The organism is Actinacidiphila guanduensis (assembly GCF_900103985.1).
Taxonomy (GTDB): Bacteria; Actinomycetota; Actinomycetes; order Streptomycetales; family Streptomycetaceae; genus Actinacidiphila; species Actinacidiphila guanduensis.
In genome coordinates, this window is sequence record NZ_FNIE01000014.1 from 36,068 (window position 1) to 55,641 (window position 19,574).

Sequence of the window (19,574 nt, forward strand, 5' to 3'; positions counted from 1 at the left end):
CTCAACTCGCTGAACGGACACAGTCGTTAAAGAACAAGTTCAGCGCCTGTCCGCGAACTCCTCGCGGGCCGAGCCGGGTTGCGGCACCCCGCCGTCGCCCTCGGCGGCGCCCCCGGGGACGAGTTCGGCCTTCGAGGATCCGCGCAGCAGCAGCGCCACCGTCACCACGGCCAGCAGCGCGACACCGCCACCGGTGGAGAACGCCCAGTGCAGGCCGTCCATGAAGGCGCTGCGCGCGGAGTGCGCGACCGGTCCGCCGACAGCCTCCGCGCCGGCCAGCGAGGCGTGCGCCGCGCCCTCGGCCTTGGGCGGCAGACCCGCCGGAAGGTCCAGGTTGTTCCGGTAGCCCGCGCTCAGCACGCTGCCGAGGATCGCGATGCCCAGCGCGCCGCCCAGCTCGCGGGACAGGTCGTTCATGGCCGAGCCCACGTTCTGCAGCGCCCGCGGCAGCGCGTCGGTGATCTCGGTGGTGGCCGGGGTCATCGCCAGCCCCGTGCCCGCGCCCAGCGGCAGCAGCCCGGCCACGATCAGCCAGTACGAGCTGTCCGTGCCCAGCCGGGAGAGCACCGCCATGCCGACCGCGACCAGCACAAGACCGATCAGCCACGGCCGCCGCACCCCCACCTTCGCCACCAGGCGCGGGGTCAGCCGGGTCGCCGGCACCAGCGCCACGGCCATCGGCAGCACACCCAGCGCGGCATCCAATGGATCGTCGCCGCGCACCAGTTGCATGTACTGCATCATCACGAAGATGAAGCCGAAGAAGACCACGAACTGCAGCATCACCGACACCGAGCCGGCCGCGAACCGGCGGTTGCGGAACAGCCGCGGGTCCAGCAGCGGGTGCTCGCGGCGCAGCTCCCACACCGTGAAGGCGGCCAGCACCAGCAGCCCGAGGGCGATCCCGCCGAGCGTGAGCGGGTCGGCCCAGCCCTTGGTCGGCGCCTCGATCACGGAGTAGACCAGCGCCAGCAGGCCGAGGACGGCGATCACCGCGCCCACCGCGTCCAGCCGCGGCTGGTTCGGTTCGGCCGACTCCGGGACGAAGACCACCGTGCCGATCGCGGCCACCACGGCGAGCACCACATTGAGCACGAACGCCGAGCGCCACGACCACTCCTGGAGCAGCAGGCCCGTGCACAGCACGCCGACGACCGCGCTCGCGGCCGCCACCGCCGTCCACACGCTGACCGCCCGGGTGCGCTGCTCGCGCGGGAAGGTGCTGGTGATGGTGGACAGCGTCGCCGGCATCACCATGGCCGCGCCGACACCGAGCAGGGCGCGCAGGGCGATGAGCTGGTCGGGGTTCTTCGTGAACAGCGCGAGCACCGAGCCGGCCGCGAAGACGACGAGGCCGATGATGAGCAGCAGCCGCCGGCCGAACCGGTCGCCGAGGGCGCCGGCGGGCAGCAGCAGCGAGGCGAACGCCAGGCTGTAGGCGTCCACCACCCAGGACAGCTGGGTCTGGGTGGCGTGCGTCTCGCGGGCCAGGTCCGGCAGCGCGACGTTCAGCGACGCCATCGCCGAGACGACCGCCCCCAGGGCGAGGCAGGTGATGAACAGGACGACGCCGTGCCGCATGGCCGGGGCGCCGTCCCCGGTGGTCGCGGGTCCGTCGACCCCGCTGCGCGCTTCGCTCCGCATGGAGGCCCTCCTCCGTCAGGGAAGTTCTGTGTTGACGGGACCACGGTGACGCGCGGGCCGCAGCCATTTCCACGCCGTGGAATTCATCGGGCCGCCACGGGGGCTTCCGGTGGTGCGTTCACGCAGGTCACGCGGGTGCGGGCGGGTCGCAAACGGGCGGGTGGCCGCGGGATCGGCGGCGGGCGTTGAATTCGGGAGAGGGGCGCCGAGGTGCGGCGACGGATTCGTGGCGGGCCGGCGCAGGGTTTCGGGCGGCGGGCCTGCCGAGGTTTCGCGAGACGGCGCGCCCGCCGTCGCCGAGGCCACCGGGGCTCGTCGCGGCCCGTTGACGCGGGTCAGCCCGTGCCTGCCGCCTTCGGCCGGGCCGGGGCGCGGCGGGGCGGCGGCCCCTGGAGGGCGGCGCGTACCGCGGGCCCGTACAGGCGGGCGACCTCCTCGGCGGGCATCGAGGCGATCGGCTCCACGCGCAGCAGGTAACGGGTGACGATGATGCCGGCCATCTGCGTGCAGAAGCCCATCGCGCGCTGCCGTGCGTGCGGCCCACCGATCCGGTCGGCGACGCGGTCGATCAGCTCGCGCTCCAGCACTTCCCTGACCAGCGCGGCGGAGTCGGCGTCCGCGGCGATGCGGCGCAGCATGCCGAGCAGCGCGGGCCCGGACTCGGCGGAGTCCCAGGTGACGAGCATCCGCCGCAGCGCGCGCGGCCCGAAGGTGGCGGGGTCGCCCCGGAGCACCTCGGCGATCTGCTCGGCGGGGTTGGCCACCAGCGCCATGGCGGCGCCGAACAGGCCCCGCTTGGAGCCGAAGTAGTAGCTGATGAGGGCGGGGTCCACGCCGGCCTCCTGCGCGATGGACCGCAGTGTGACGGCCTCGTACCCGCGGGCGAGGAACCGCGCCCGCGCCACTTCGAGGATCGCCTCCCGCGCCCCGGTCCCCCCGCTGGGCCGCCCCGGTTTCCGCCTGCCCCCGCCATCCGCCATCCCCCGATGCTACGAGCCGGCGAGCACCCCCGCCGCCAGGACGGGGCCGCCCGCCGGGAGACGCTTCGGGTGGATCGGGCGGGCGGCCCTTGCCGCGGAGGGCGCGGTCCCGGTCAGCTCCAGTAGGCGAGCGGAACCTCGGGGCCCGCGCAGCCGATGAACGCGGCCATGCCTACGCGGTGCCGTCCGCTGGCACGTCGAGGTCGATGTTCACGGTGAGCAGCAGCTAGTGCCGTAGCTGTTAACGTGCCGGGACACGCAGGGTTCGAGATGCGGTCAGGAGCGTGACGGGATGACAGTCGGCGGGGACGGCGGGCCCTCTTCCCCGGAGGCGGGGCCGGATCTCGACGCGGTGCGGTACCTGCTCGTCGGGTACAGCGCGGACCTCCTCGTCGACCTCGACGGCTTCCTGCCGGAGCGCAGCGTCGCCGTCGTCGAGACGCCGGACGTCATCGAGGCCAGGGGGGTGCGCGGGCAGATCGGGGCCGTCCGCTGCCTGGCCGCCGTCCTCGCGGCCCCGATCCAGGACGAGGCGAACGCCGTCCGGCTCGTCGGGCTGGTCCCGCGGCCGCCGCGGATCGGCGCCGTGGTCCCCGCGAGCGATTACGGGGTGGTGGCCGCCGCCACGCTGGCCGCCGCCTGGGGGCTTCCGGGCGCGGGTCCGGACGCGGCCCCCGTCTTCCGGGACAAGGCGGAGTTGCGCCGCACGGCGGGCGGGGCCGGGATCGCCCAGCCCGAGTGGCGCCTGGTGACCGGCCCCGCGGAGGTCGCCGCCTTCCGGGCCGGCGGCGACGGCACGTGCGTGCTCAAGCCGACGAACCGTCAGGCCAGTGTGGGGGTGCAGATCCTGCCGCCGGACGCGGACGTCTTTACCGCGTGGGCGCTGACGGCGGGCGCCGAGGAGCAGATGTTCCGGCCGGGCGACGCCGGGGGCTCGCGCTATCTGGCCGAGCGCCTGCTGCGCGGGCCCGAGGTCAGCGCGGAGGTGCTGGTCCGCGACGGCCGGACGGTCTTCTTCAACACCACGGCCAAGGACGTCCAGCCGGGACGGCACCCCGTCGAGACCGGTCATGTCGTCTCGGGGCCGGTGACCGAGGAGGTGGCGGCCGCGCTGGCCACGGGCATGCGCGCCCTGGTGGAGGCGACGAAGTTCGGGTCCGGCGTCCTGCACGGCGAGTGGATCGTCGTGGACGGGGTGCCGCACCTGGTCGAGTGCGCGGCCCGGCTCCCCGGCGACTACATCGTCGAACTCATCGCGATGGCCTACGACTGGAGCCTGCTGCACGGCTTCCTCGCCGTCCTCGAAGGACGGGCCGCCGACCCCGCGCCGCCGGTCGCGCGGGGGGCCGCGATCCGTTATCTGTCCGCCGCCCCCGGCACGGTCGACGCGGTCGACGGGGTCGAGCAGGCCCGTGCGGTGCCCGGCGTGTGCGACGTACTGGTCCGGGTCGCCCCAGGCGACACCGTCGAACCCGTCACCAGCTCCTGGAAGCGTCCCGGCCACGTCATCGCCACGGCCCCCGACGCGCCCTCGGCCGCCCGCGCCGCCGAACAGGCCCGCGCCGCGCTCACCATCGCCACGCACCCCGGGGCAGGCCGGTGATCCGGTTACGCGACTACGTCCCGGCCACCAGGGCCGGACGTGTCTTCGCGCTGAGCGCCTTCATCGACGCCTCGGGCACCGGCCTCTACCTCGCCGGCTCGGCGGTCTTCTTCGTGCGGGTCGTCGGCCTGACCAGTACGCAGGTAGGGCTCGGCCTCACCGTCGGCATGACGGTGGGCTTCCTGTCCACGGTGCCGATGGGCCTGGCCGGCCGGCGGATCGGCGCGAAACGCCTGCTGGTCCTGCTCCAACTCGCGCGGGGCTGCGGGCTGCTCGCCCTGGCCTTCTGCACCTCGTTCCCCTGGTTCGTGGCGCTCAGCGTCTACCTGGCCGTGGCGCAGAGTGCCACCGGGCCGATGACGCAGGCCGTCATCGGCGCCGCCTCGGGCGAGGAGGAACGGGTCCGGACCATGGCGGTCGTCCGGTCCACCCGCAACCTGGGCTTCTCCGTGGGCGCTGCGGCCGTGGTCCCCCTTCTGACCACGCACTCGCCGTGGGCGTACCGCAGCGTCGTCCTCGGCAACGCCGTGTCGTTCGTGCTGGCGGCCCTGGTGGTCATGCGGCTGCGGCTGCCCACGGCGCCGAAGGTCCTGCGGACCGGCGACGCGCTCGGACTGCTCGGCCACTTCCGTGACGTCCGCTACCTGTCCATGACCGGCCTCAACGGCGTCCTGGTCCTGCACAACACCCTGCTGTCGGTCGGAATCCCGCTCAGCGTCGTACAGGCCAGCCGTGCTCCGGTGGCCGTCGTTCCGCTGCTGACCCTCACCAACACCGTGATGGCGGTCGCCCTCCAGGTCCCGGTCGCCCGGCGCGCCACGGCCTTCGCCGGATCGATCCGCGCGCTGCGCTGCGGCGGCCTGTCACTGGCCGGCTGCTGTGTGGCGATGGGATTGACCCAGCAGGCCGGCCGCTGGACCGCCGCGGCGCTGCTGTTCGTCGCGATCGTCCTGCTGAGTCTGGGCGAACTGTGGCAGTCGGCGGGCTCGTGGGAGGTCTCCTACCGCTACGCGCCCGAAGCGGAGCGCCCCGCCTATCTGTCGGTCTTCTTCCTCGGGATCACCGGTGAGTCGATCCTCGGTCCACTGGCTGTCACCGGCCTGGTGGTGGGGCACGGCTTCTTCGCCTGGTGCGGCCTCGCCGCTGTCCTCGTCCTGGCCACCTTCCTGGTCAAGCCGGTGCTCCGCCCGCTCGAAGACCGCTTGCAGGCCACCCGGCAGTCCACTCCGTCCCTGGCCGGCGGCTGACGCGAGAGCCCGGACGCAAGGACGCGGCCGTGGAAGCAGGGCCCCTGCTCCGGGGAGCGGGGCCCTGCTTCGTTCGGGCCTCACGGCGCTGGGATCACGGCCGGCGCGGCCAGTGGGGGAAGGCGTGGCGGCGGGCGGCGACGGTCGTGGCCGCCGTCGGGATCATCAGGGCGACGGCGACCCAGGGGATCGAGGCGACGCCGAAGCCCGCGAGCAGCAGGCCGCCGAAGACACCGCCGGCCGCGATGCTCAGGTTGAAGACCGTCACCAGGACGGACTGGACCCCGTCGGTGCCGGCCGCCCTGATGCCCGCGGTGACGAAGAGCGTCGCCGAACCGCCGAACCCGAAGCCCCAGGCGGCCACGCCCGCGTAGAGGACCACCGGGCTCAGCCCCGCCAGGCCCAGGACGACGGCGCTCGCCCCCAGCACCACCGCGCTCATCACGGTCAGCCGCCGGTGGTGCGGGTCCACGTGCGCGCCCGTCAGCCAGATGCTGAGCAGCGCCGCGAGCCCGAACACCAGCAGCACCCACTCCAGCCGGCCGCCCGCGCCCGCACGGTCCGCCAGCGGGCCGATGTAGGTGTAGAGGATGTTGTGGGCGACCATGAACCCGGCGACGACCCACAGCAGCGGCCGCACGCCCGGGTTGCGCAGGATCGCGGTGACCGGCACGTGCCCGCCCGCAGGCCGGCCCGGGAGGTCCGGCAGGACGGCGAACACCCAGGCGATCAACGCGGCACTGGCCGCCGCCACGACCCCGAAGGTCGCCTGCCAGCCCGTCGCGTCACCGAGGAACGTGCCCGCGGGAAGGCCGAGCGAGAGCGCGACCGGCGTGCCCGCCATCGCGATGGCGATCGCCTTTCCCTGGAATTGCGCGGGCACGATCCGCGCCGCGTATCCGCCGATGTTCGACCAGATCAGCCCCGCCCCGGCACCGGCCACGAATCGCGCGGCGAGGACGACGGGAAAGCTGCTCGTGGATGCCGCCACCGTATTCGCCAGGGCGAAGGCGACAAGAGCGGAGACGAGAACATTGCGGCGGCCCCAATTCCTCAGGGCGCCGTTCAGCGGGATCGCCGTCAGTGCTGTGGCCAGCGCGTACACCGTGACGGTCTGGCCGGCGACGGATTCCGAGACGCCCATTCCCTTCGCCATCTCCGGCAGCAGACCGGCCGGAATTGTCTCGTTTATGATTCCCAGGAAGCCCGCCGTGAAAAGCGCCAGAAGGCCCGCCATGGGAAGTTTCACGGCTTCTTCGGCACGGGTTTCTTCGTGGACCGCAGATGACATGGGAAAGCCTCCGATTGGTACTGGGGTGATCTGCCAATCGGGGCTCAACGTGGCCGCGTCCGCGGCGATTCCCGGAATCGGGCGCCGTGGCCCTCGACAATCCGGGGGAAGGTATTCGCCGGTTCGATGGGTGGGCCCGGCCGGCCGGGCTCAGGAGGACGACTGCCCGGCGGCGTCCGGCTGCGGCTCGGCCGGGGTGAGTTGGGTGCGGACCGCGCGGGGGACGCGCAGGCCGTGCGCGCGCAGGTCGGCGAGGAAGCGCGCGAGGAGGGGGTCCGGGGCCGAGGACGTCACCGCGACCAGCTGCCGCACCCAGCGCGGGTCGAAGGAGCGCACCGCGGCCGGGAAGCCGTCGCTGACCGCGCTCACCGGACTGACCGCCACGCCCAGCCCGGCCGCGGCGAGTTGGGGCGCCGCCGCCGTGACCGAGGTGCGCATCACGACCTCGGGGTGCACCCCGGCGCGGGCGAGGGACCGGTCGAGCCAGCCGCCGAGGCCGTTGTCCGGCGCGAAGTGGACCAGCGGCGCGCCGTCGAGGTCCTTCAGCCGGACGGCCGGGCGGTCGGCGAGCGGGTGGCCGGCGGGCGCGGTCAGCACGATCTCCTCCTCGGCGACCGGCGTCACCGTGAAGTCGCCCGGCGGACGGCCGGGCAGCAGCGCCGCGTCCACCTCGCCGGAGGTCACGAAGTCCAGCGCCTCCTCCATCGCCGTGGACTCCCGCAGGGTGATCGCCACGTCGGGGCGGCGGCGGTGCCAGCGCCGGACGACCGGGGCGAGCAGCGCGACGGTGAGGCTCTGCGCGCAGACCAGCCGCAGCACTCCCCCGGCCGCCTGACCCGCCGCGCGGGCCGAGCGCACCGCGGAGGCGGCCGCCTCGATGGCCCGCCGGGCGTCGGCGACGGCGGCGCGCCCGGCGGGGGTGAGCTTCACCCCGCGGGGTTCGCGGTGCAGCAGGGGCGTGCGGGTCTCGCGCTCCAGCGCGGCGATCTGGTGGGAGACGGCGGGCTGCGAGGAGTGCAGCAGCAGCGCGGCCTGCGTGATCGACCCGGTGTCCGCGACGGCGACGAGGCACTCCAGTGCCCGGAGAGTAGCCATCCACTCATTTTATCGCAGCCCCCTGAAGCATGAATGGCGCCGAGGGAAGCCTGGGAAGCCGCTGGTCGCTGCACCGGACGGCACCTTCCCGCCGGAGCACGCGGGGAGGGCCGGAGCACGTGAGGAGAGTTCCATGGCACAGGCGTTCGTGACGGGCGGCTCGGGGTTCATCGGGCAGGTGCTGGTACGGCGGCTGCTGGAGCAGGGGCACACGGTGCGCGCCCTGGTCCGCAGCGAGGCGTCGGCGGCGAAGGTGGCCGCGCTGGGCGCGGAGCCGGTCCGGGGCGAGCTGACGGACGCGTCGACGTGGCAGGACGCGGTCGCGGGCAGCGAGGTGCTGTTCCACCTCGCCGCCGAGACGGACATCACCGCCGACCGCGCCCGGCACGACCTCGTCTCGGTGCGCGGCACCGAGGCGGCGATCGAGGCGGCCCGTGCCGCGCGGGTGCCCCGCTTCGTCCACTGCGGCAGCGAGGCCGCGCTGCTGGCCGGCGACCCGCTGCTGGAGGCCGACGAGACGGCGCCGCTGCGGCCGGACTCGGCGGCGGCGTACTGCGCGGGCAAGGCCGCCGCCGAGCGGATCGTCCTCGACGCGAACGCGCCCGGCCTCGCCACCGTGTCGATCCGCCCGCGGTTCGTGTGGGGCCCGGGCAGCATCCTCATCGAGGGCCTGGTGGCCGCCGTGCAGGCGGGACAGTTCGCCTGGATCGACGGCGGCCGGCACACCACCGACGTCACCTACGTGGACAACGCGGTCGAGGGCCTGCTCCTCGGATGGCGCCGAGGGCGGCCCGGCCAGGCGTACTTCGTCACCGACCGGCAGCGCGTCGTCCTGCGCGACTTCCTGGAGCCTCTGTTCGCGCTCTACGGCGCCGACGCCGCGATCCCCGAGCTGGACGCCGGGACCGCGGCCCGCGAGGTCCCGGTCCCCGCACGGTGGTTCCTCGGGCAGCCGTGCCTGCTGCGGACGGACAAGGCGGTGGCCGAACTCGGCTACGCGCCCGTCGTCACGCACGCCGCCGGGCTGGACGCGGTGCGGAACTCGCTCGCCCTCAAGGGCGCGTGACCCCTTCACGCCGCCGACTGCCCGACCTACATGCGCACTTCGAAAGGACCCATTCAATGAACGCAATGAACATCGTCACGATCGGACGCGGACAGATCGGCGGCGGGCTGGCCCGCCTGTGGCGGGCGGCGGGCCACGACGTGGTGGAACTCGGCCGCGAGGGCGGGGACGCCTCGGCGGCGGACGTCGTCCTGGTCGCCGTTCCCGGCGCGAAGATCTCCGAGGCCCTGGACAGGGTGACGGGCCTGGCGGGCAAGACCGCGATCGACGCCACGAACATCCTGCCCACGCGCCACGGCGACTTCCCCTCCTACGCCGACGAGGTCAAGTCCATCACCGGCGGCCCGGTCGCCAAGAGCTTCAACATGAACTTCAGCGCGCTCTTCGGCCAGGTGCGCGAGCAGCGGGTGCGGCCGAGCAACTGGTACGTCGCCGACGAGGAAGCCCGCGAGGTCACCGAACGCCTCATTCGGGACGCCGGATACGACCCCGTACGCGTGGGCGACCTCTCGCGGGCGCGCGACTTCGAGAACGCGGTGTGGCTGCTGATGGGCATCCAGCCGGTGGGCGGCGTCTTCTACCGCTTCGCCCGCCCCGGCGAGCTCTGAGCACGTCGCTTCCTCTCCACAGCCCCCGGCGGGGTCGCCGCAAATGCGGCCTCGCCGGGGGCTGTTGCGGGCTCGGGCGCGCCTTCGCTGCGGGTGCCCGGGGCGGGCCGCCGGGCGCACGGGCGGGGTCGTCGGCGATGCCCTCCCGTACCCGTTGGAGCCGAGTCGGGGCCGGGGCCGGACGTGGGGCCGGGCCGGCGGTCGTACGGGCGGGGCCTGCTCTGCCGTACCCGTCGAGGCCGGAGACCGGGCCGCACGTGGGAGCCGGGCCACGGTCCGCACCCCGGTCGATGTCGGACCGCGCTGCGGCAATGCCGCGGCCCCCGCGCGTGCCCGCGCCTGAACCCGCGGCCGGTGCCGAGGCCGGGCTACGGCTCCGCTGTGACCGGTTTGCCGAAGATCTCGTCCAGGACCGGCAGCGCGGCCAGCAGGGCATCGCGTTCGCTCGCCGTGAGGTGCCGCAGGCGGGCCGCGATCAGGGCGGTGCGGCGGGCGTCCACCTCCGCGGCGACGGAGCGGCCCAGCTCCGTGATCTCCGCGCGGCTGCCACGAACCGCGGGCCCGGTGCGGGCGACCCAGCCGAGCTGTTCCATCCGGTTGACCAGCTGCGTCATCGTCGGCGGCCGCACACCCTCCGCCCGGGCCAGCTCCCCCACGCCGAGGGGCCCGCCCCGCAGCAGGCTCAGCACCGCGCCCTGGGCGATGGTGACCGGCAACTGCTGGGTGTCGCGCCGCATGGCCTGCCCGGCCCGCAGCAGCCGCGGCCGCAGCAGCCGCGCCAACTGCTCGACGGCGGCCTCCTCCCGCTCCCGCGGGGCAGCGGCGTCACCGCCGTCCCGTTGCGCGTCGTCCACCTCGTCCTCCCGAAGGCGTCGGTCAGCCGGCCCGCACCGTCCACGCGCCCAGGGCGCCGTGCACACGCGAAGGGCACCCTCCACGCGCCAAGGCTAGCGGGAACGACGGCCCGTTCCGGGTGTTTTATAGTTAGGCTACAAAACAGGCTGGAGTCCGCAGCGGCACGTCCCTGGGCCTCGGAGCGAAGGAAGGCCACTCGTATGGCTGACAGCGGTACGCGATTCCCTGGCGGCGCCCCCGGGGCCCACGCGGCCGGGCCGCAACCGTCGGGGGGTCCCGGCGCGGCCGGAGCCCCGGACGGGACGGGGACACGCGCCCCCGCGGGCACATCGACGCCCACAGGCGCCCCCACCGCGGCCGAAACTGCCACGGGACCTGTCTCCGGACTCGCGGCGGGACCTGCCGCCGGGCCCGCCGCCCATCCCGGCGCCGGGCGCGTCCTGATCGCCATGTGCCTCGGCCTGATGCTCTCGATGCTCAACTCCACGCTGGTCAACGTCACCACCCCGCAGATCGGCACCGACCTGCACGCCTCGGTGACCGACCTGCAGTGGGTCGCCGACATCTACACGCTCGGCTACGCGGGCCTGCTGCTGCCCGGCGGCGCGCTCGGCAACCGGCTCGGCCGCCGCACCGCCTTCCTGCTGGGCACGGGGATCTTCCTCGCCGGCTCCGCGCTGTGCGCCCTCGCTCCGGACCTGGCGGTGCTGCTCGGCGCGCGGGTCGTGCAGTCCGTCGGCGCCGCCACGATGCTGCCGCAGACCCTGTCGATCGTCGTCACCGAGTACCAGGCGCCCGCCGCCCGGGCCCGCGCGGTCGGCATCTGGGCGGGCGTGGCGAGCCTCGGCCTGGCCGCCGGGCCCGTACTCGGCGGCGTGTGCCTGGCCGTGGCGGACTGGCGCGCGGGCTTCGGCCTCGTCGCGGTGCTCGCCGCGGCCGCCTGGTACCTCGCCCGCCGGGTGGTGCCCGCCGAGCGCCACGGCCGCCCGGCCACCGCGCACCGGCTCGACGTGCCCGGCGCGCTCCTGGGCGTCCTCGCCCTGACCGCGCTGGTCTACTCCCTCATAGAGGCGGGCAGTTACGGCTGGACCGCGCCGCGGATCCTGGCCGGGTACGCCGTGGCGGTGCTCGCCGCAGCGGGCTTCGCCCGGGTGGAGCTGCGCACGGCCCGGCGCGGCGGCAACCCGCTGATGCCGCTGGCGATGTGGCGCTCGGGCGGCTTCGTGGCCGCCAACGCCGCGGGCCTGGCCTACTTCCTCGCGCTGTTCGGCATCCTGTTCTTCTACAGCCTCGAACTGCAACAGATACGGGGCTACTCGGCGCTCGCGACCGGCGCGCTGTTCCTGCCGATGACGGTGTGCATGGCGCTGTTCGCCCCCGTCGCCGGCCGCCTCACCAACCGTTTCGGCCTCCGTCCCGTCCTCGCCTTCGGCCTCGCGCTGACCGGCGCGGGCTGCCTGCTGCTGGCCACGCAGCCCTACGGCGACGGCCTGCCGGGGCTCGAATGGCGGCTCGCCCTGGTCGGCGCGGGCAGCGGCCTGATGAGCTCGACGATGAGCAACGCGGCCGTCTCCACCATCGACCGCCGCTACGTGACCATGGCCTCCGCGGTCCACAACACCTGCCGGCAGATCGGCAGCACTCTCGGGGTGGCCCTGCTCGGCGCGGTGCTCCACGCCCGCCAGACCGGCGCGCTCGGCGCACCCCTGGCGAAACTGCGGGACCCGGCGGCCCGTTCCGCGGTGAAAGCCGCCGCCCGGCACGGCTCCACCAGCCCGGCCGAGGCGGTCGGCCGCCTCCCCACGGCCACCCGCCGCGCGCTGGACACTGCCGCGGGCCACGGCTTCCAGTCCGGCCTGCACCTGGCGATGCTGATCAGCGCCCTGATCCTCTTCGCCTGCGCCGCGACCGCCGCCGCGCTGCTCCGCCCCCGCCCCTGAACTCCCCCACGCCGGGGGCTCGTTGTCAGGCGCCCGGGTCCACGTAGAGGCAGAAGGGGTGCCCGGCGGGGTCGAGGAGGACGCGGACCTGCGGCTGTGGCTGGTGGGCGGCAAGGCGAGCGCCCAACTGCTGGGCGTGCGCCACCGCTTCGGGGAGGTCGCTCACCTCGAAGTCCAGGTGCATCGTCACCCGCTGGGCGCCCTCGCGCGGCGGCCACACCGGCGGTACGAAGCCCTCGGAGCGCTGGAAGCCGAGGTAGGCGACGCCCTCGGGCGGCCCGACCGCCGCCCAGTCCGGCTCGTCCTTGACCAGCTCCCAGCCGAGCAGTTCGGCGTAGAAGCGGGCCAACTCCCCCGGCTCGGGGGCCTCCAGGACCACCCCCCACCAGTCGTGCCGCTCCCCCCGGGCAACCCCGGCCCCCCGATCGATCCGACCCCGCATCCGCACCGCACCCTTCCCCGGACCCACGCGACCCGCGAACCGCCCAGGCTAGCCGCCGAAAGGGGGCCGGGAGCGCCCGGTTGTCAGGTGGCGGGAGTGAAGGGGAGGGCGGGACGGTGACGGTGGCGAAGGACTGGCGGCGGCTCTCGACGGTGTCGGACTCGTTGTCGTGCCGGCCGAGGAGGACGAAGAGCCCCATGACCGTGTGGGCGAGGTGGGCGAGGTGGCGGAAGACCACCGGGTCGCGGGCGATCCCCCGGCCGGCGGCCCGTTCGAGGACGGCCACCAGGCCGTCACCGTGAGGGGCCCGCCACCGCGAGGTGGCGAGCCCCTTGATCCGCACAGCCGCGCGCTGCACCGTCGCCGGCTCGTGCCGCAGGAGCCCGATCACCCTGCGCGGTGAGGCGAACTCGCAGTCGGCGGAGGCCCGTTGGTCCCTTGGGCGCACATCGGCGTCACGGTCGGCTGCGGATCTCCAGCATGGTGCAGCCCGCCGGGGTGCGGTACGGGCCGTGCCGCATGCCCGGGCGGCGGGACGCGTACTGCCCGGCGGTGAAGGTCACGCCGAGGGAGACGTCGAGGAGTTCGCCCTCCAGCAGGTACACCTCCTCGACGTACTCGTGGGTGATCACCCCGGCGTCCGTGGTGTCGCGGCCGGGCGCCCAGCGGGCCAGGCGGGTCAGCACGGCGGGGTCGCCCGGGGCCCGTGAGAGCACCTTCTCCTGCACGCCGGGCTCGGCGTCCCGCCACGGCACGTCCCCCACCGCGAAGAACTCGAACTCCTCTTTCATGGCACCCCTTCCTCGGCCGGCCCGGCCCTGCGGGCCTTCCCCGGGCACCTGTGCGCGCCACCGGGTGCCCAGAGCCTGTCCCGCCGGCGCGGCCCGCGTCGAGGGGGTGCCCGCCATGCGGTCCGGTCACGTCCGCCGGGCGGCCCGCCCCCTGCCCGTACTCCGCCCGGCTGTCGGGAATCAGGGGGGTTCGGCAGGCGTGCGCCGCCGTCCATCCGCAGCCGGCTGAACTCCTGGCCGTGACCGGCGGCGCACCCCTGTCGGTGGACGGCCGTGCCCTCGCTGCCCAGCCGCCATGAGCCGGCAACGACATCGAAGCGATCATCGATACGATGGGAGCGGTCCATCACAGGAGGGTTCATGGTGAGCGCCATCGGGCAGCCGATCAGCCGGGTCCTGCTCTCCGACCAGGTGTACGCGCGGGTGCGCGGCCTCATCGTCAGCGGCGATCTCAAGCCGGGCGAGCGCCTGGTGGAGTCGGAGATCGCCCGGCAGCTCACCGTCAGCCAGGCCCCGGTCCGCGAGGCCGTCAAACGCCTGGTGCACGAGGGCCTGGCGCAGCACGTCCCCCGGCGCGGCAGCTTCGTGGCCACCGTCTCGCAGGACGACGCGGCCTCGGCCCGCGCGGTGCGCGTGGTGATCGAGGAGCTGGCCGCGCGGACCCTGGCCGAGCGTGCCGACCCGGCCGCCCTCGCCGACCTGGACGCCCAGGTGGAGGCGATGCGCGAGGCTGCGGCCGAGGGCGACGTCGGGCGGTTCCGGGACGCCGACATCACCTTCCACCGGATCGTCTGCGAGGCCGGCGGCAACCCGTTCCTGCCCAAGGTGTGGGCCGTGATGGAGCCCAGCCTGCGCGGGCTGCGCGTGGTCTCCGACCCCACCTTCACCGGCGACTGGGCGGAGATGGCCGAGCAGCACGCCGGCCTGCTCGACGCCTTGCGGACCGCCGATCCGCAACTGGCCGGGGAGAAGTTCGCCGCGCACGCGCGAGGGGAGATCCCCGGCGCCTGAACGCCGCCCGGGCGCGTGGCCGCGCCTCCACCCGGTAAGCGCCGCACACGCGCTCGCGCGCGTGGCCCCGCAGTCCCGGGTTGCGGAGCAGCCCGAACACGCCGCCGTATCTCATCGATGGCGTCGGAATCGCCGAGCGCCGAATCGCCGGCTGTCCCCGCACGGCACCGCCATCGATAGGCGATGGGGTCACGAAGAGGCCGAACCGCTACGCGGCCGGCAAGCGGACGCGCGCATCGGCCAGGGCTCGCAGGAAGCCGAGAGGAACCGACGCGTCATAGCGTCCCGGTCCGAACGCGGCCGACGGCGTCCTGCCGCACGCGGGCCCGGTAGCGCAGCGGTGACTCGCCCACGACCCGTTTGAACGCCGTGCTGAACGCGCTCTCCGAGCCGTAGCCCAGCTCCTCGGCGAGCGCCGCGACGCGCGTGTCACCGTCCCGAAGCGCGCGCTGGGCGAGCAGCATGCGCCACCGCCCCAGGTAGGTCAGCGGGGGCACACCGGCCGCCTCCCGAAACCGCTCGGCGAAGGTCGTCCGGGACATCGCGGCGGCCCGCGCCAGCTCCTCGAGCCCCCAGGCACCCCCGGGACGGCCGTGCAGCAGGTCGAGGGCGGGACGGAGGCGTTCGTCGACGAGCAGCCGCAGCCAGCCGGACGGCAGTACGGACTGGTCGACGTAGGACCGCAACAGCTCCAGCAGGAAGAGCTGGCCGTGCTGCCGGATCGCGAAGGCCGAGCCGAGCCGCTGCGCGGTCGCCTCGTCGAAGAGACGCAGCAGGGCGGCGAGGAGGCGCTCGTCGTCACCGGCCGACCTGATGTGGGCCAGTGGCGGCAGTGATTCGAGCAGGAGCGTTCTTCCGGCCTCGTTCAGGTTGACGCAGCCACCGATGACGATGTCGTCGGCGTCGCGGTCGGAGCGCGCGAAGCGGTCGGTGGAGAAGTCGGATTCCGGCTGCACCTCCTGGCGGGGTTCCGCGCCGGCCTCGAACGCGACCCAGGAGCGGCCGGTGAGGATCGCCACGTCACCCGCCACGAGGTCGACCGGTTCGTCGATGCCGTCGGTGGTGAGGCGAGCCCGACCGCTGACGAGCGCGAAGAACTTGACCGGGTCGGAGAGCGCTCCGCGGGCCCACCATCCGCCGCGGGCCGCGATGCCGCCGGTGAGGACGCCGCGGACCTCGACCAGATCGAGCGCTTCGGAGAGTCGATCGGGGGTCACACCCGTACTCTCGCTCAAAAAATCGGGACTTGCAAATATTCATCGTCCGTCGTCTCCCCACCAGACTGGGGGCAGTACCTCGCAAACGGACCCCAGGAGAGAACATGCGCTACCGCGGCCTCGGCAAGACCGGGATCAGGGTGAGCCCCTACGCTCTCGGCGCCATGATGTTCGGTGCCCTCGGCAACCCCGACCACGACGAGTGCGTCCGCATCATCCACCGGGCCCTGGACGCCGGCATCAACCTCATCGACACGGCCGACATGTACGCGCACGGCGAGTCGGAGGAGATCGTCGGCCGCGCGTTGAAGGGGCGCCGCTCCGACATCGTGCTCGCGACGAAGGCCCGGCTCCCGATGAGCGACGAGCCGAACCACCAAGGCGCGTCCCGGCGCTGGCTGGTGCGCGCGCTGGAGGACTCGCTGCGCCGCCTCGACACCGACTACGTGGACATCTACCAGATCCACCGCCCGGACCCCGACACGGACATCGAGGAGACGCTCGGGGCCCTCACCGACCTGCAGCGAGCCGGCAAGATCCGCACCTTCGGCACCTCGTCCCTGCCCGCCTCCGAACTCGTCCGCGCCCACTGGGTCGCCGAGCGGCGCGGCCTCGCCCGGCCGCGTACCGAGCAACCGGTGTACTCGATCCTCAACCGGGGCATCGAGCGCGAGGTGCTCCCGGTGGCTCAGGAGTTCGGCATGGGCACCCTGGTCTGGTCGCCGCTCGGCGGCGGGCTGCTGACCGGGCGCTACCGGAAGGGCCAGGAGGCCGCGACGCACCGCTCGCAGTACGACTTCGAGCACCTGAAGGACGACCGGCGGCTCGACGCCGTCGAACAGCTCATCCCGCTCGCCGAGGAGGCGGGCATGCCGCTGACCCATCTGGCGATGGGGTTCGTGCTCTCTCACCCCGGTGTCACATCCGCGCTCCTCGGCCCCCGGACCATGGCGCACCTGGACGATCTGCTCGCGGGCGCCGAGGTCACGCTCCCGGACGACGTCCTGGACCGGATCGACGCCATCGTGCCGCCCGGCACGGACATGGGCACGCTCGACATGGCCTACCAGCCGCCGGCCATCCGCCAGCGGGAATTGAGGCGCCGGCCGCCGGCCGACCGCGCGGCGGCGTGACGGCACAGCGGGGCGCGCAGGCGCAGGATCGCAGGTCCGGAGTCCCAGCCGCCGGACCCACCCGGCTCCGTGCACGAGTCCGTTCTCATGAACGTCGATCCGGCCGATCACGAGCCGCCCGCGCGGACTCCCCGTCCCCCGGGGCGGGCCGGGGTACGGGGAGTCGGGTGTGCGGGGAGGGGTCAGCTGGTGGTGAAGGAGTCGAAGTCGGCCTCGCCGGTGCTGCCCGCGGAGTGCGCGGTGGCGAAGACGCCGACGTCCTGGGTGGCGGCCGCCTGCGGGATGGTGACGCTGCCGACCTGCGTCCAGGTGGTGCCGTCGGTGGAGTAGGACCCGGTGTAGGTGGTGCCGGAGCGGACCAGCTTCAGCCAGGCCGGGTAGGTGACCTGGTCGCGCGACTTGTTGGAGTCGAGCTGGCCGTTGCCGTCGCTGTCCCACTGGAGGGCGTAACCGTTGCCCGGGGTCACCGCGAGGATGAGGAAGCCGGTGGAGCCCGAGGCGTTGGTGACGTCGTTGCGCACGATGATGCCGGCCTTGGCCCACGGGTCGGTGTTCGTCTGCGCGGTCACCTTGACGACCGTGGTCGAGCCGTCGTGCTCGGCGCCGGGCCGGTAGATCGTGCCGTACTCATTCGTCCCGCCGTAGACGTCCGATCCCTGGGCGCGGATGCCGAGTTGGGTGCCGGACTGGCCGAAGCCGGCCGTGGTGGAGGCGTACGTCTTGTACGGGGCGGCGACCGGCGTCGCCGTGTTCGCGGTGGCGCTCGCCGTGGCCTGCTCACCGCCGGCGCGCGAGGAGTACGTGGCCTTCGCGCTGATCGCGGCGCTGTTGAAGACGCCCGTGCCCGCGGGGACGGTGACCGTGAACGGGTACTGCACGGTGCCACCGGAGGGGACCGCGCCGAACCTGACGGGGGCGGCCGGGGCGACGGTCGCGCCCTTGGGGGCGCCGAGGGCGAGGGTGACGTTCTTCAGCGGGTTCGCCCCGTAGTCGGTGAAGGTCTCGGTGACCGGGACCGGCGAGGTCTGCGTGGGGGCGTCCAGGCCGCCGATGGTCAGGGCGGTGGTGGGCGGCAGGGTGGCCGAGGTCTTCTTCAGGGCGCTCACCCGGTAGAGGGCGACGCCGTGGCCGGGCACCACGGAGGCGACGGTGCCGGCGGACTCGGTGGACGTGTGGGTCCACAGGTCGGTCAGCTGGTAGTCCGGGGCGGTCGGCAGGCCGAGCGCGGAGGCGCCGGCGGAGACGAGTTTGGGCGCGGAGCCGGTGTTGAACAGGCCGACGATCGTGTCGCCGTTCTGCTCGGTCTTGGCGAACACCTGGGCGCCACCGGCGGAGGAGACGCGGTGGGCGTCGATGCCGTCCTGGTCGACGCCGAGGACGTCGGTGTTCTTCAGCAGCGACAGGTCCGTCGGGTCCAGGTGGGTGAGATCGGTGCCCAAGGTGAGGGGCCCGGAGGCCAGGGACCACAGGCTCATCTGGGTCTTGCGCTCGTCGAGGGTGAGCCCGTCGTTGGCGCCGTTGCCGATCTCGAGGGAGTCGTAGTCGTTGTAGCCGCCGGGGCCGCCGTAGGGCGCCCAGGCCGCGACCTGGTCGAAGCGCGAGGAGATCGAGGACCAGGAGGTCAGCGGGTAGCTGCTGCCGCCCGCCCCGCAGTAGCACTCGATGTCGCCGCCGGTCCGCCAGCCGTTGGCCAGCTTCTTCCAGGTGGCGGCGTTGTTGATGTCCAGATTGTTGGACAGCTCCAGGTGGATCGGGCGGCCGGTCTGGCGCAGGGCGTCCGACCACGCCTGCACGTCCTGCTGGTCCGGGGTGCCGACGCCGTCGATCTTCAGGTAGTCGATGCCCCAGCCGGCGAACTGGTCGGCCCAGGAGTTGACGAAGTCCTGCGCGCCGGGCTTGGAGTAGTCGATGCCGACCATGCCGCCGCAGTTGTAGTTCGCCTCGCCGCTCGTCGTGGCGATGTCGTCGGCGTGGTAACGCGTGCCCTCGATCGCGGTGTTCTGGGCGACGGCCTGCTTGGAGATGCCGGGGGTGACGTACAGGCCGAACTTCAGGCCGAGGGAGTGCACGTAGTCGGCGACGACCTGGATGCCGTTCTCGCTGCCCTTCGGCGGGAACTTCGTCTCGTCGGTGACCCAGCGGCCGTACTGGTCGACGTCCGGGCCCTGCGAGCCCGGGCAGTGGTACCAGAAGTCGTCCACGTTCGCGTAGACGAAGCCCTCCTTCGCCAGCCCGCTGTCCTTGAGCGCCTTGGCCTGCGCCTCGATGACGGCGGCCGTCGGGTGGGAGCGCACGAAGCTCCAACTGCTCCAGCCCAGCAGGGGTTTGGCGCCCACGCCGTTGTCCTCGGCGTGGGCGGCGGGTGCGGCGGTGGCGGCGAGGCCGGCCACGGCCAGGAGTCCACCGGTGAGCGCGGCCAGCAGGCCGCGCACGGGTCTCTTCATTGAGCTCTCCTCGCGCGGTTCGGCCGCACCGCAACGAACGGGCGCGGGCCGAAGGCGGTGTGGTGGTGTCGCCCCGCCCGTCCAGGCGGTGGCGCTTTGTGCGATGCCGTTCGTACCGTTCCGTTGGCGCGGTTCCGTGACGGCAAAGCGAACACAATCAAACGCGACGCGTCAGATATCACCAGGAAGTTGAAGGCACGTCAAGAT

General features: G+C 73.6%; 16 protein-coding genes. 7 read left to right on the plus strand and 9 right to left on the minus strand.

Features of this window, described 5'->3' with window-relative positions; all coding sequences use genetic code 11:
• Positions 1 to 39 precede the first annotated feature (39 nt).
• Positions 40 to 1,644, minus strand: coding sequence for an MFS transporter (locus BLR33_RS26935; RefSeq protein ID WP_245771691.1), 1,605 nt, complete (start codon positions 1,642 to 1,644; stop codon positions 40 to 42).
• Positions 1,645 to 1,979: 335 nt separating this feature from the next.
• On the minus strand, positions 1,980 to 2,624 hold the full coding sequence (locus tag BLR33_RS26940; RefSeq protein WP_093787226.1) for a TetR/AcrR family transcriptional regulator: 645 nt from the start codon (positions 2,622 to 2,624) through the stop codon (positions 1,980 to 1,982).
• A 292-nt stretch (positions 2,625 to 2,916) separates the two neighbouring features.
• Between BLR33_RS26940 and BLR33_RS26945 the strand changes: the two genes are divergently transcribed.
• Together BLR33_RS26945 and BLR33_RS26950 are read left to right on the plus strand one after the other, a co-directional pair.
• On the plus strand, positions 2,917 to 4,227 hold the full coding sequence (locus tag BLR33_RS26945; protein WP_093787227.1) for an ATP-grasp domain-containing protein: 1,311 nt from the start codon (positions 2,917 to 2,919) through the stop codon (positions 4,225 to 4,227).
• Positions 4,224 to 5,474: an MFS transporter gene (locus BLR33_RS26950; protein ID WP_176930516.1), complete on the plus strand. Its 1,251-nt coding sequence runs from the start codon at positions 4,224 to 4,226 to the stop codon at positions 5,472 to 5,474. The genes BLR33_RS26945 and BLR33_RS26950 overlap by 4 nt, the downstream gene beginning before the upstream one ends.
• 94 nt (positions 5,475 to 5,568) lie before the next feature.
• Here BLR33_RS26950 and BLR33_RS26955 read toward each other — a convergent pair whose 3' ends face one another.
• Together BLR33_RS26955 and BLR33_RS26960 are read right to left on the minus strand one after the other, a co-directional pair.
• A complete protein-coding gene (locus BLR33_RS26955; RefSeq protein WP_093787229.1) occupies positions 5,569 to 6,765 on the minus strand; it encodes an MFS transporter in 1,197 nt (398 codons plus the stop codon).
• Positions 6,766 to 6,915: 150 nt separating this feature from the next.
• Entirely contained in the window at positions 6,916 to 7,860 is a 945-nt protein-coding gene (locus BLR33_RS26960) for a LysR family transcriptional regulator (RefSeq protein ID WP_093787230.1), read from the minus strand.
• A gap of 133 nt (positions 7,861 to 7,993) precedes the next feature.
• On the opposite strand from BLR33_RS26960, the gene BLR33_RS26965 reads away from it, so the two are divergent.
• Complete coding sequence (locus tag BLR33_RS26965; protein WP_093787231.1) at positions 7,994 to 8,926, plus strand: NAD-dependent epimerase/dehydratase family protein; 933 nt, start codon at positions 7,994 to 7,996, stop codon at positions 8,924 to 8,926.
• A gap of 56 nt (positions 8,927 to 8,982) precedes the next feature.
• A complete protein-coding gene (locus BLR33_RS26970; protein ID WP_245771692.1) occupies positions 8,983 to 9,534 on the plus strand; it encodes an NADPH-dependent F420 reductase in 552 nt (183 codons plus the stop codon).
• Positions 9,535 to 9,902: 368 nt separating this feature from the next.
• On the opposite strand, the gene BLR33_RS26975 is transcribed toward BLR33_RS26970, so the two are convergent.
• Positions 9,903 to 10,388: a MarR family winged helix-turn-helix transcriptional regulator gene (locus BLR33_RS26975; RefSeq protein ID WP_093787233.1), complete on the minus strand. Its 486-nt coding sequence runs from the start codon at positions 10,386 to 10,388 to the stop codon at positions 9,903 to 9,905.
• A 450-nt stretch (positions 10,389 to 10,838) separates the two neighbouring features.
• Here BLR33_RS26975 and BLR33_RS26980 point away from each other — a divergent pair, with 450 nt between their 5' ends.
• Entirely contained in the window at positions 10,839 to 12,329 is a 1,491-nt protein-coding gene (locus tag BLR33_RS26980) for an MFS transporter (protein WP_093787234.1), read from the plus strand.
• A gap of 25 nt (positions 12,330 to 12,354) precedes the next feature.
• Here the strand turns inward: BLR33_RS26980 and BLR33_RS26985 are convergent, their stop codons facing one another.
• Complete coding sequence (locus BLR33_RS26985) at positions 12,355 to 12,771, minus strand: VOC family protein (RefSeq protein WP_093787369.1); 417 nt, start codon at positions 12,769 to 12,771, stop codon at positions 12,355 to 12,357.
• 455 nt (positions 12,772 to 13,226) lie between these two features.
• Entirely contained in the window at positions 13,227 to 13,562 is a 336-nt protein-coding gene (locus tag BLR33_RS26995; protein ID WP_093787236.1) for a cupin domain-containing protein, read from the minus strand.
• A gap of 360 nt (positions 13,563 to 13,922) precedes the next feature.
• On the opposite strand from BLR33_RS26995, the gene BLR33_RS27000 reads away from it, so the two are divergent.
• Positions 13,923 to 14,573: a GntR family transcriptional regulator gene (locus BLR33_RS27000; RefSeq protein ID WP_245771693.1), complete on the plus strand. Its 651-nt coding sequence runs from the start codon at positions 13,923 to 13,925 to the stop codon at positions 14,571 to 14,573.
• 275 nt (positions 14,574 to 14,848) lie between these two features.
• On the opposite strand, the gene BLR33_RS27005 is transcribed toward BLR33_RS27000, so the two are convergent.
• On the minus strand, positions 14,849 to 15,790 hold the full coding sequence (locus BLR33_RS27005; protein WP_093787237.1) for a helix-turn-helix transcriptional regulator: 942 nt from the start codon (positions 15,788 to 15,790) through the stop codon (positions 14,849 to 14,851).
• 104 nt (positions 15,791 to 15,894) lie between these two features.
• On the opposite strand from BLR33_RS27005, the gene BLR33_RS27010 reads away from it, so the two are divergent.
• Positions 15,895 to 16,923: an aldo/keto reductase gene (locus BLR33_RS27010; RefSeq protein ID WP_093787238.1), complete on the plus strand. Its 1,029-nt coding sequence runs from the start codon at positions 15,895 to 15,897 to the stop codon at positions 16,921 to 16,923.
• Positions 16,924 to 17,105: 182 nt separating this feature from the next.
• On the opposite strand, the gene BLR33_RS27015 is transcribed toward BLR33_RS27010, so the two are convergent.
• Positions 17,106 to 19,367, minus strand: a complete 2,262-nt coding sequence (locus BLR33_RS27015) for an alpha-galactosidase (protein ID WP_093787239.1) — start codon at positions 19,365 to 19,367, stop codon at positions 17,106 to 17,108.
• Between the last annotated feature and the right edge of the window lie 207 nt (positions 19,368 to 19,574).

What these genes read in the sequence shown, in the direction of transcription:
- BLR33_RS26935 (WP_245771691.1), bottom strand. Translation starts at nt 1,644, where the DNA reads ATGCGGAGCGAAGCGCGCAGCGGGGTCGACGGACCCGCGACCACCGGG.
- BLR33_RS26940 (WP_093787226.1), bottom strand. Translation starts at nt 2,624, where the DNA reads ATGGCGGATGGCGGGGGCAGGCGGAAACCGGGGCGGCCCAGCGGGGGG.
- BLR33_RS26945 (WP_093787227.1), top strand. Translation starts at nt 2,917, where the DNA reads ATGACAGTCGGCGGGGACGGCGGGCCCTCTTCCCCGGAGGCGGGGCCG.
- BLR33_RS26955 (WP_093787229.1), bottom strand. Translation starts at nt 6,765, where the DNA reads ATGTCATCTGCGGTCCACGAAGAAACCCGTGCCGAAGAAGCCGTGAAA.
- BLR33_RS26960 (WP_093787230.1), bottom strand. Translation starts at nt 7,860, where the DNA reads ATGGCTACTCTCCGGGCACTGGAGTGCCTCGTCGCCGTCGCGGACACC.
- BLR33_RS26965 (WP_093787231.1), top strand. Translation starts at nt 7,994, where the DNA reads ATGGCACAGGCGTTCGTGACGGGCGGCTCGGGGTTCATCGGGCAGGTG.
- BLR33_RS26970 (WP_245771692.1), top strand. Translation starts at nt 8,983, where the DNA reads ATGAACGCAATGAACATCGTCACGATCGGACGCGGACAGATCGGCGGC.
- BLR33_RS26980 (WP_093787234.1), top strand. Translation starts at nt 10,839, where the DNA reads ATGTGCCTCGGCCTGATGCTCTCGATGCTCAACTCCACGCTGGTCAAC.
- BLR33_RS26985 (WP_093787369.1), bottom strand. Translation starts at nt 12,771, where the DNA reads ATGCGGGGTCGGATCGATCGGGGGGCCGGGGTTGCCCGGGGGGAGCGG.
- BLR33_RS26995 (WP_093787236.1), bottom strand. Translation starts at nt 13,562, where the DNA reads ATGAAAGAGGAGTTCGAGTTCTTCGCGGTGGGGGACGTGCCGTGGCGG.
- BLR33_RS27000 (WP_245771693.1), top strand. Translation starts at nt 13,923, where the DNA reads ATGGTGAGCGCCATCGGGCAGCCGATCAGCCGGGTCCTGCTCTCCGAC.
- BLR33_RS27010 (WP_093787238.1), top strand. Translation starts at nt 15,895, where the DNA reads ATGCGCTACCGCGGCCTCGGCAAGACCGGGATCAGGGTGAGCCCCTAC.
- BLR33_RS27015 (WP_093787239.1), bottom strand. Translation starts at nt 19,367, where the DNA reads ATGAAGAGACCCGTGCGCGGCCTGCTGGCCGCGCTCACCGGTGGACTC.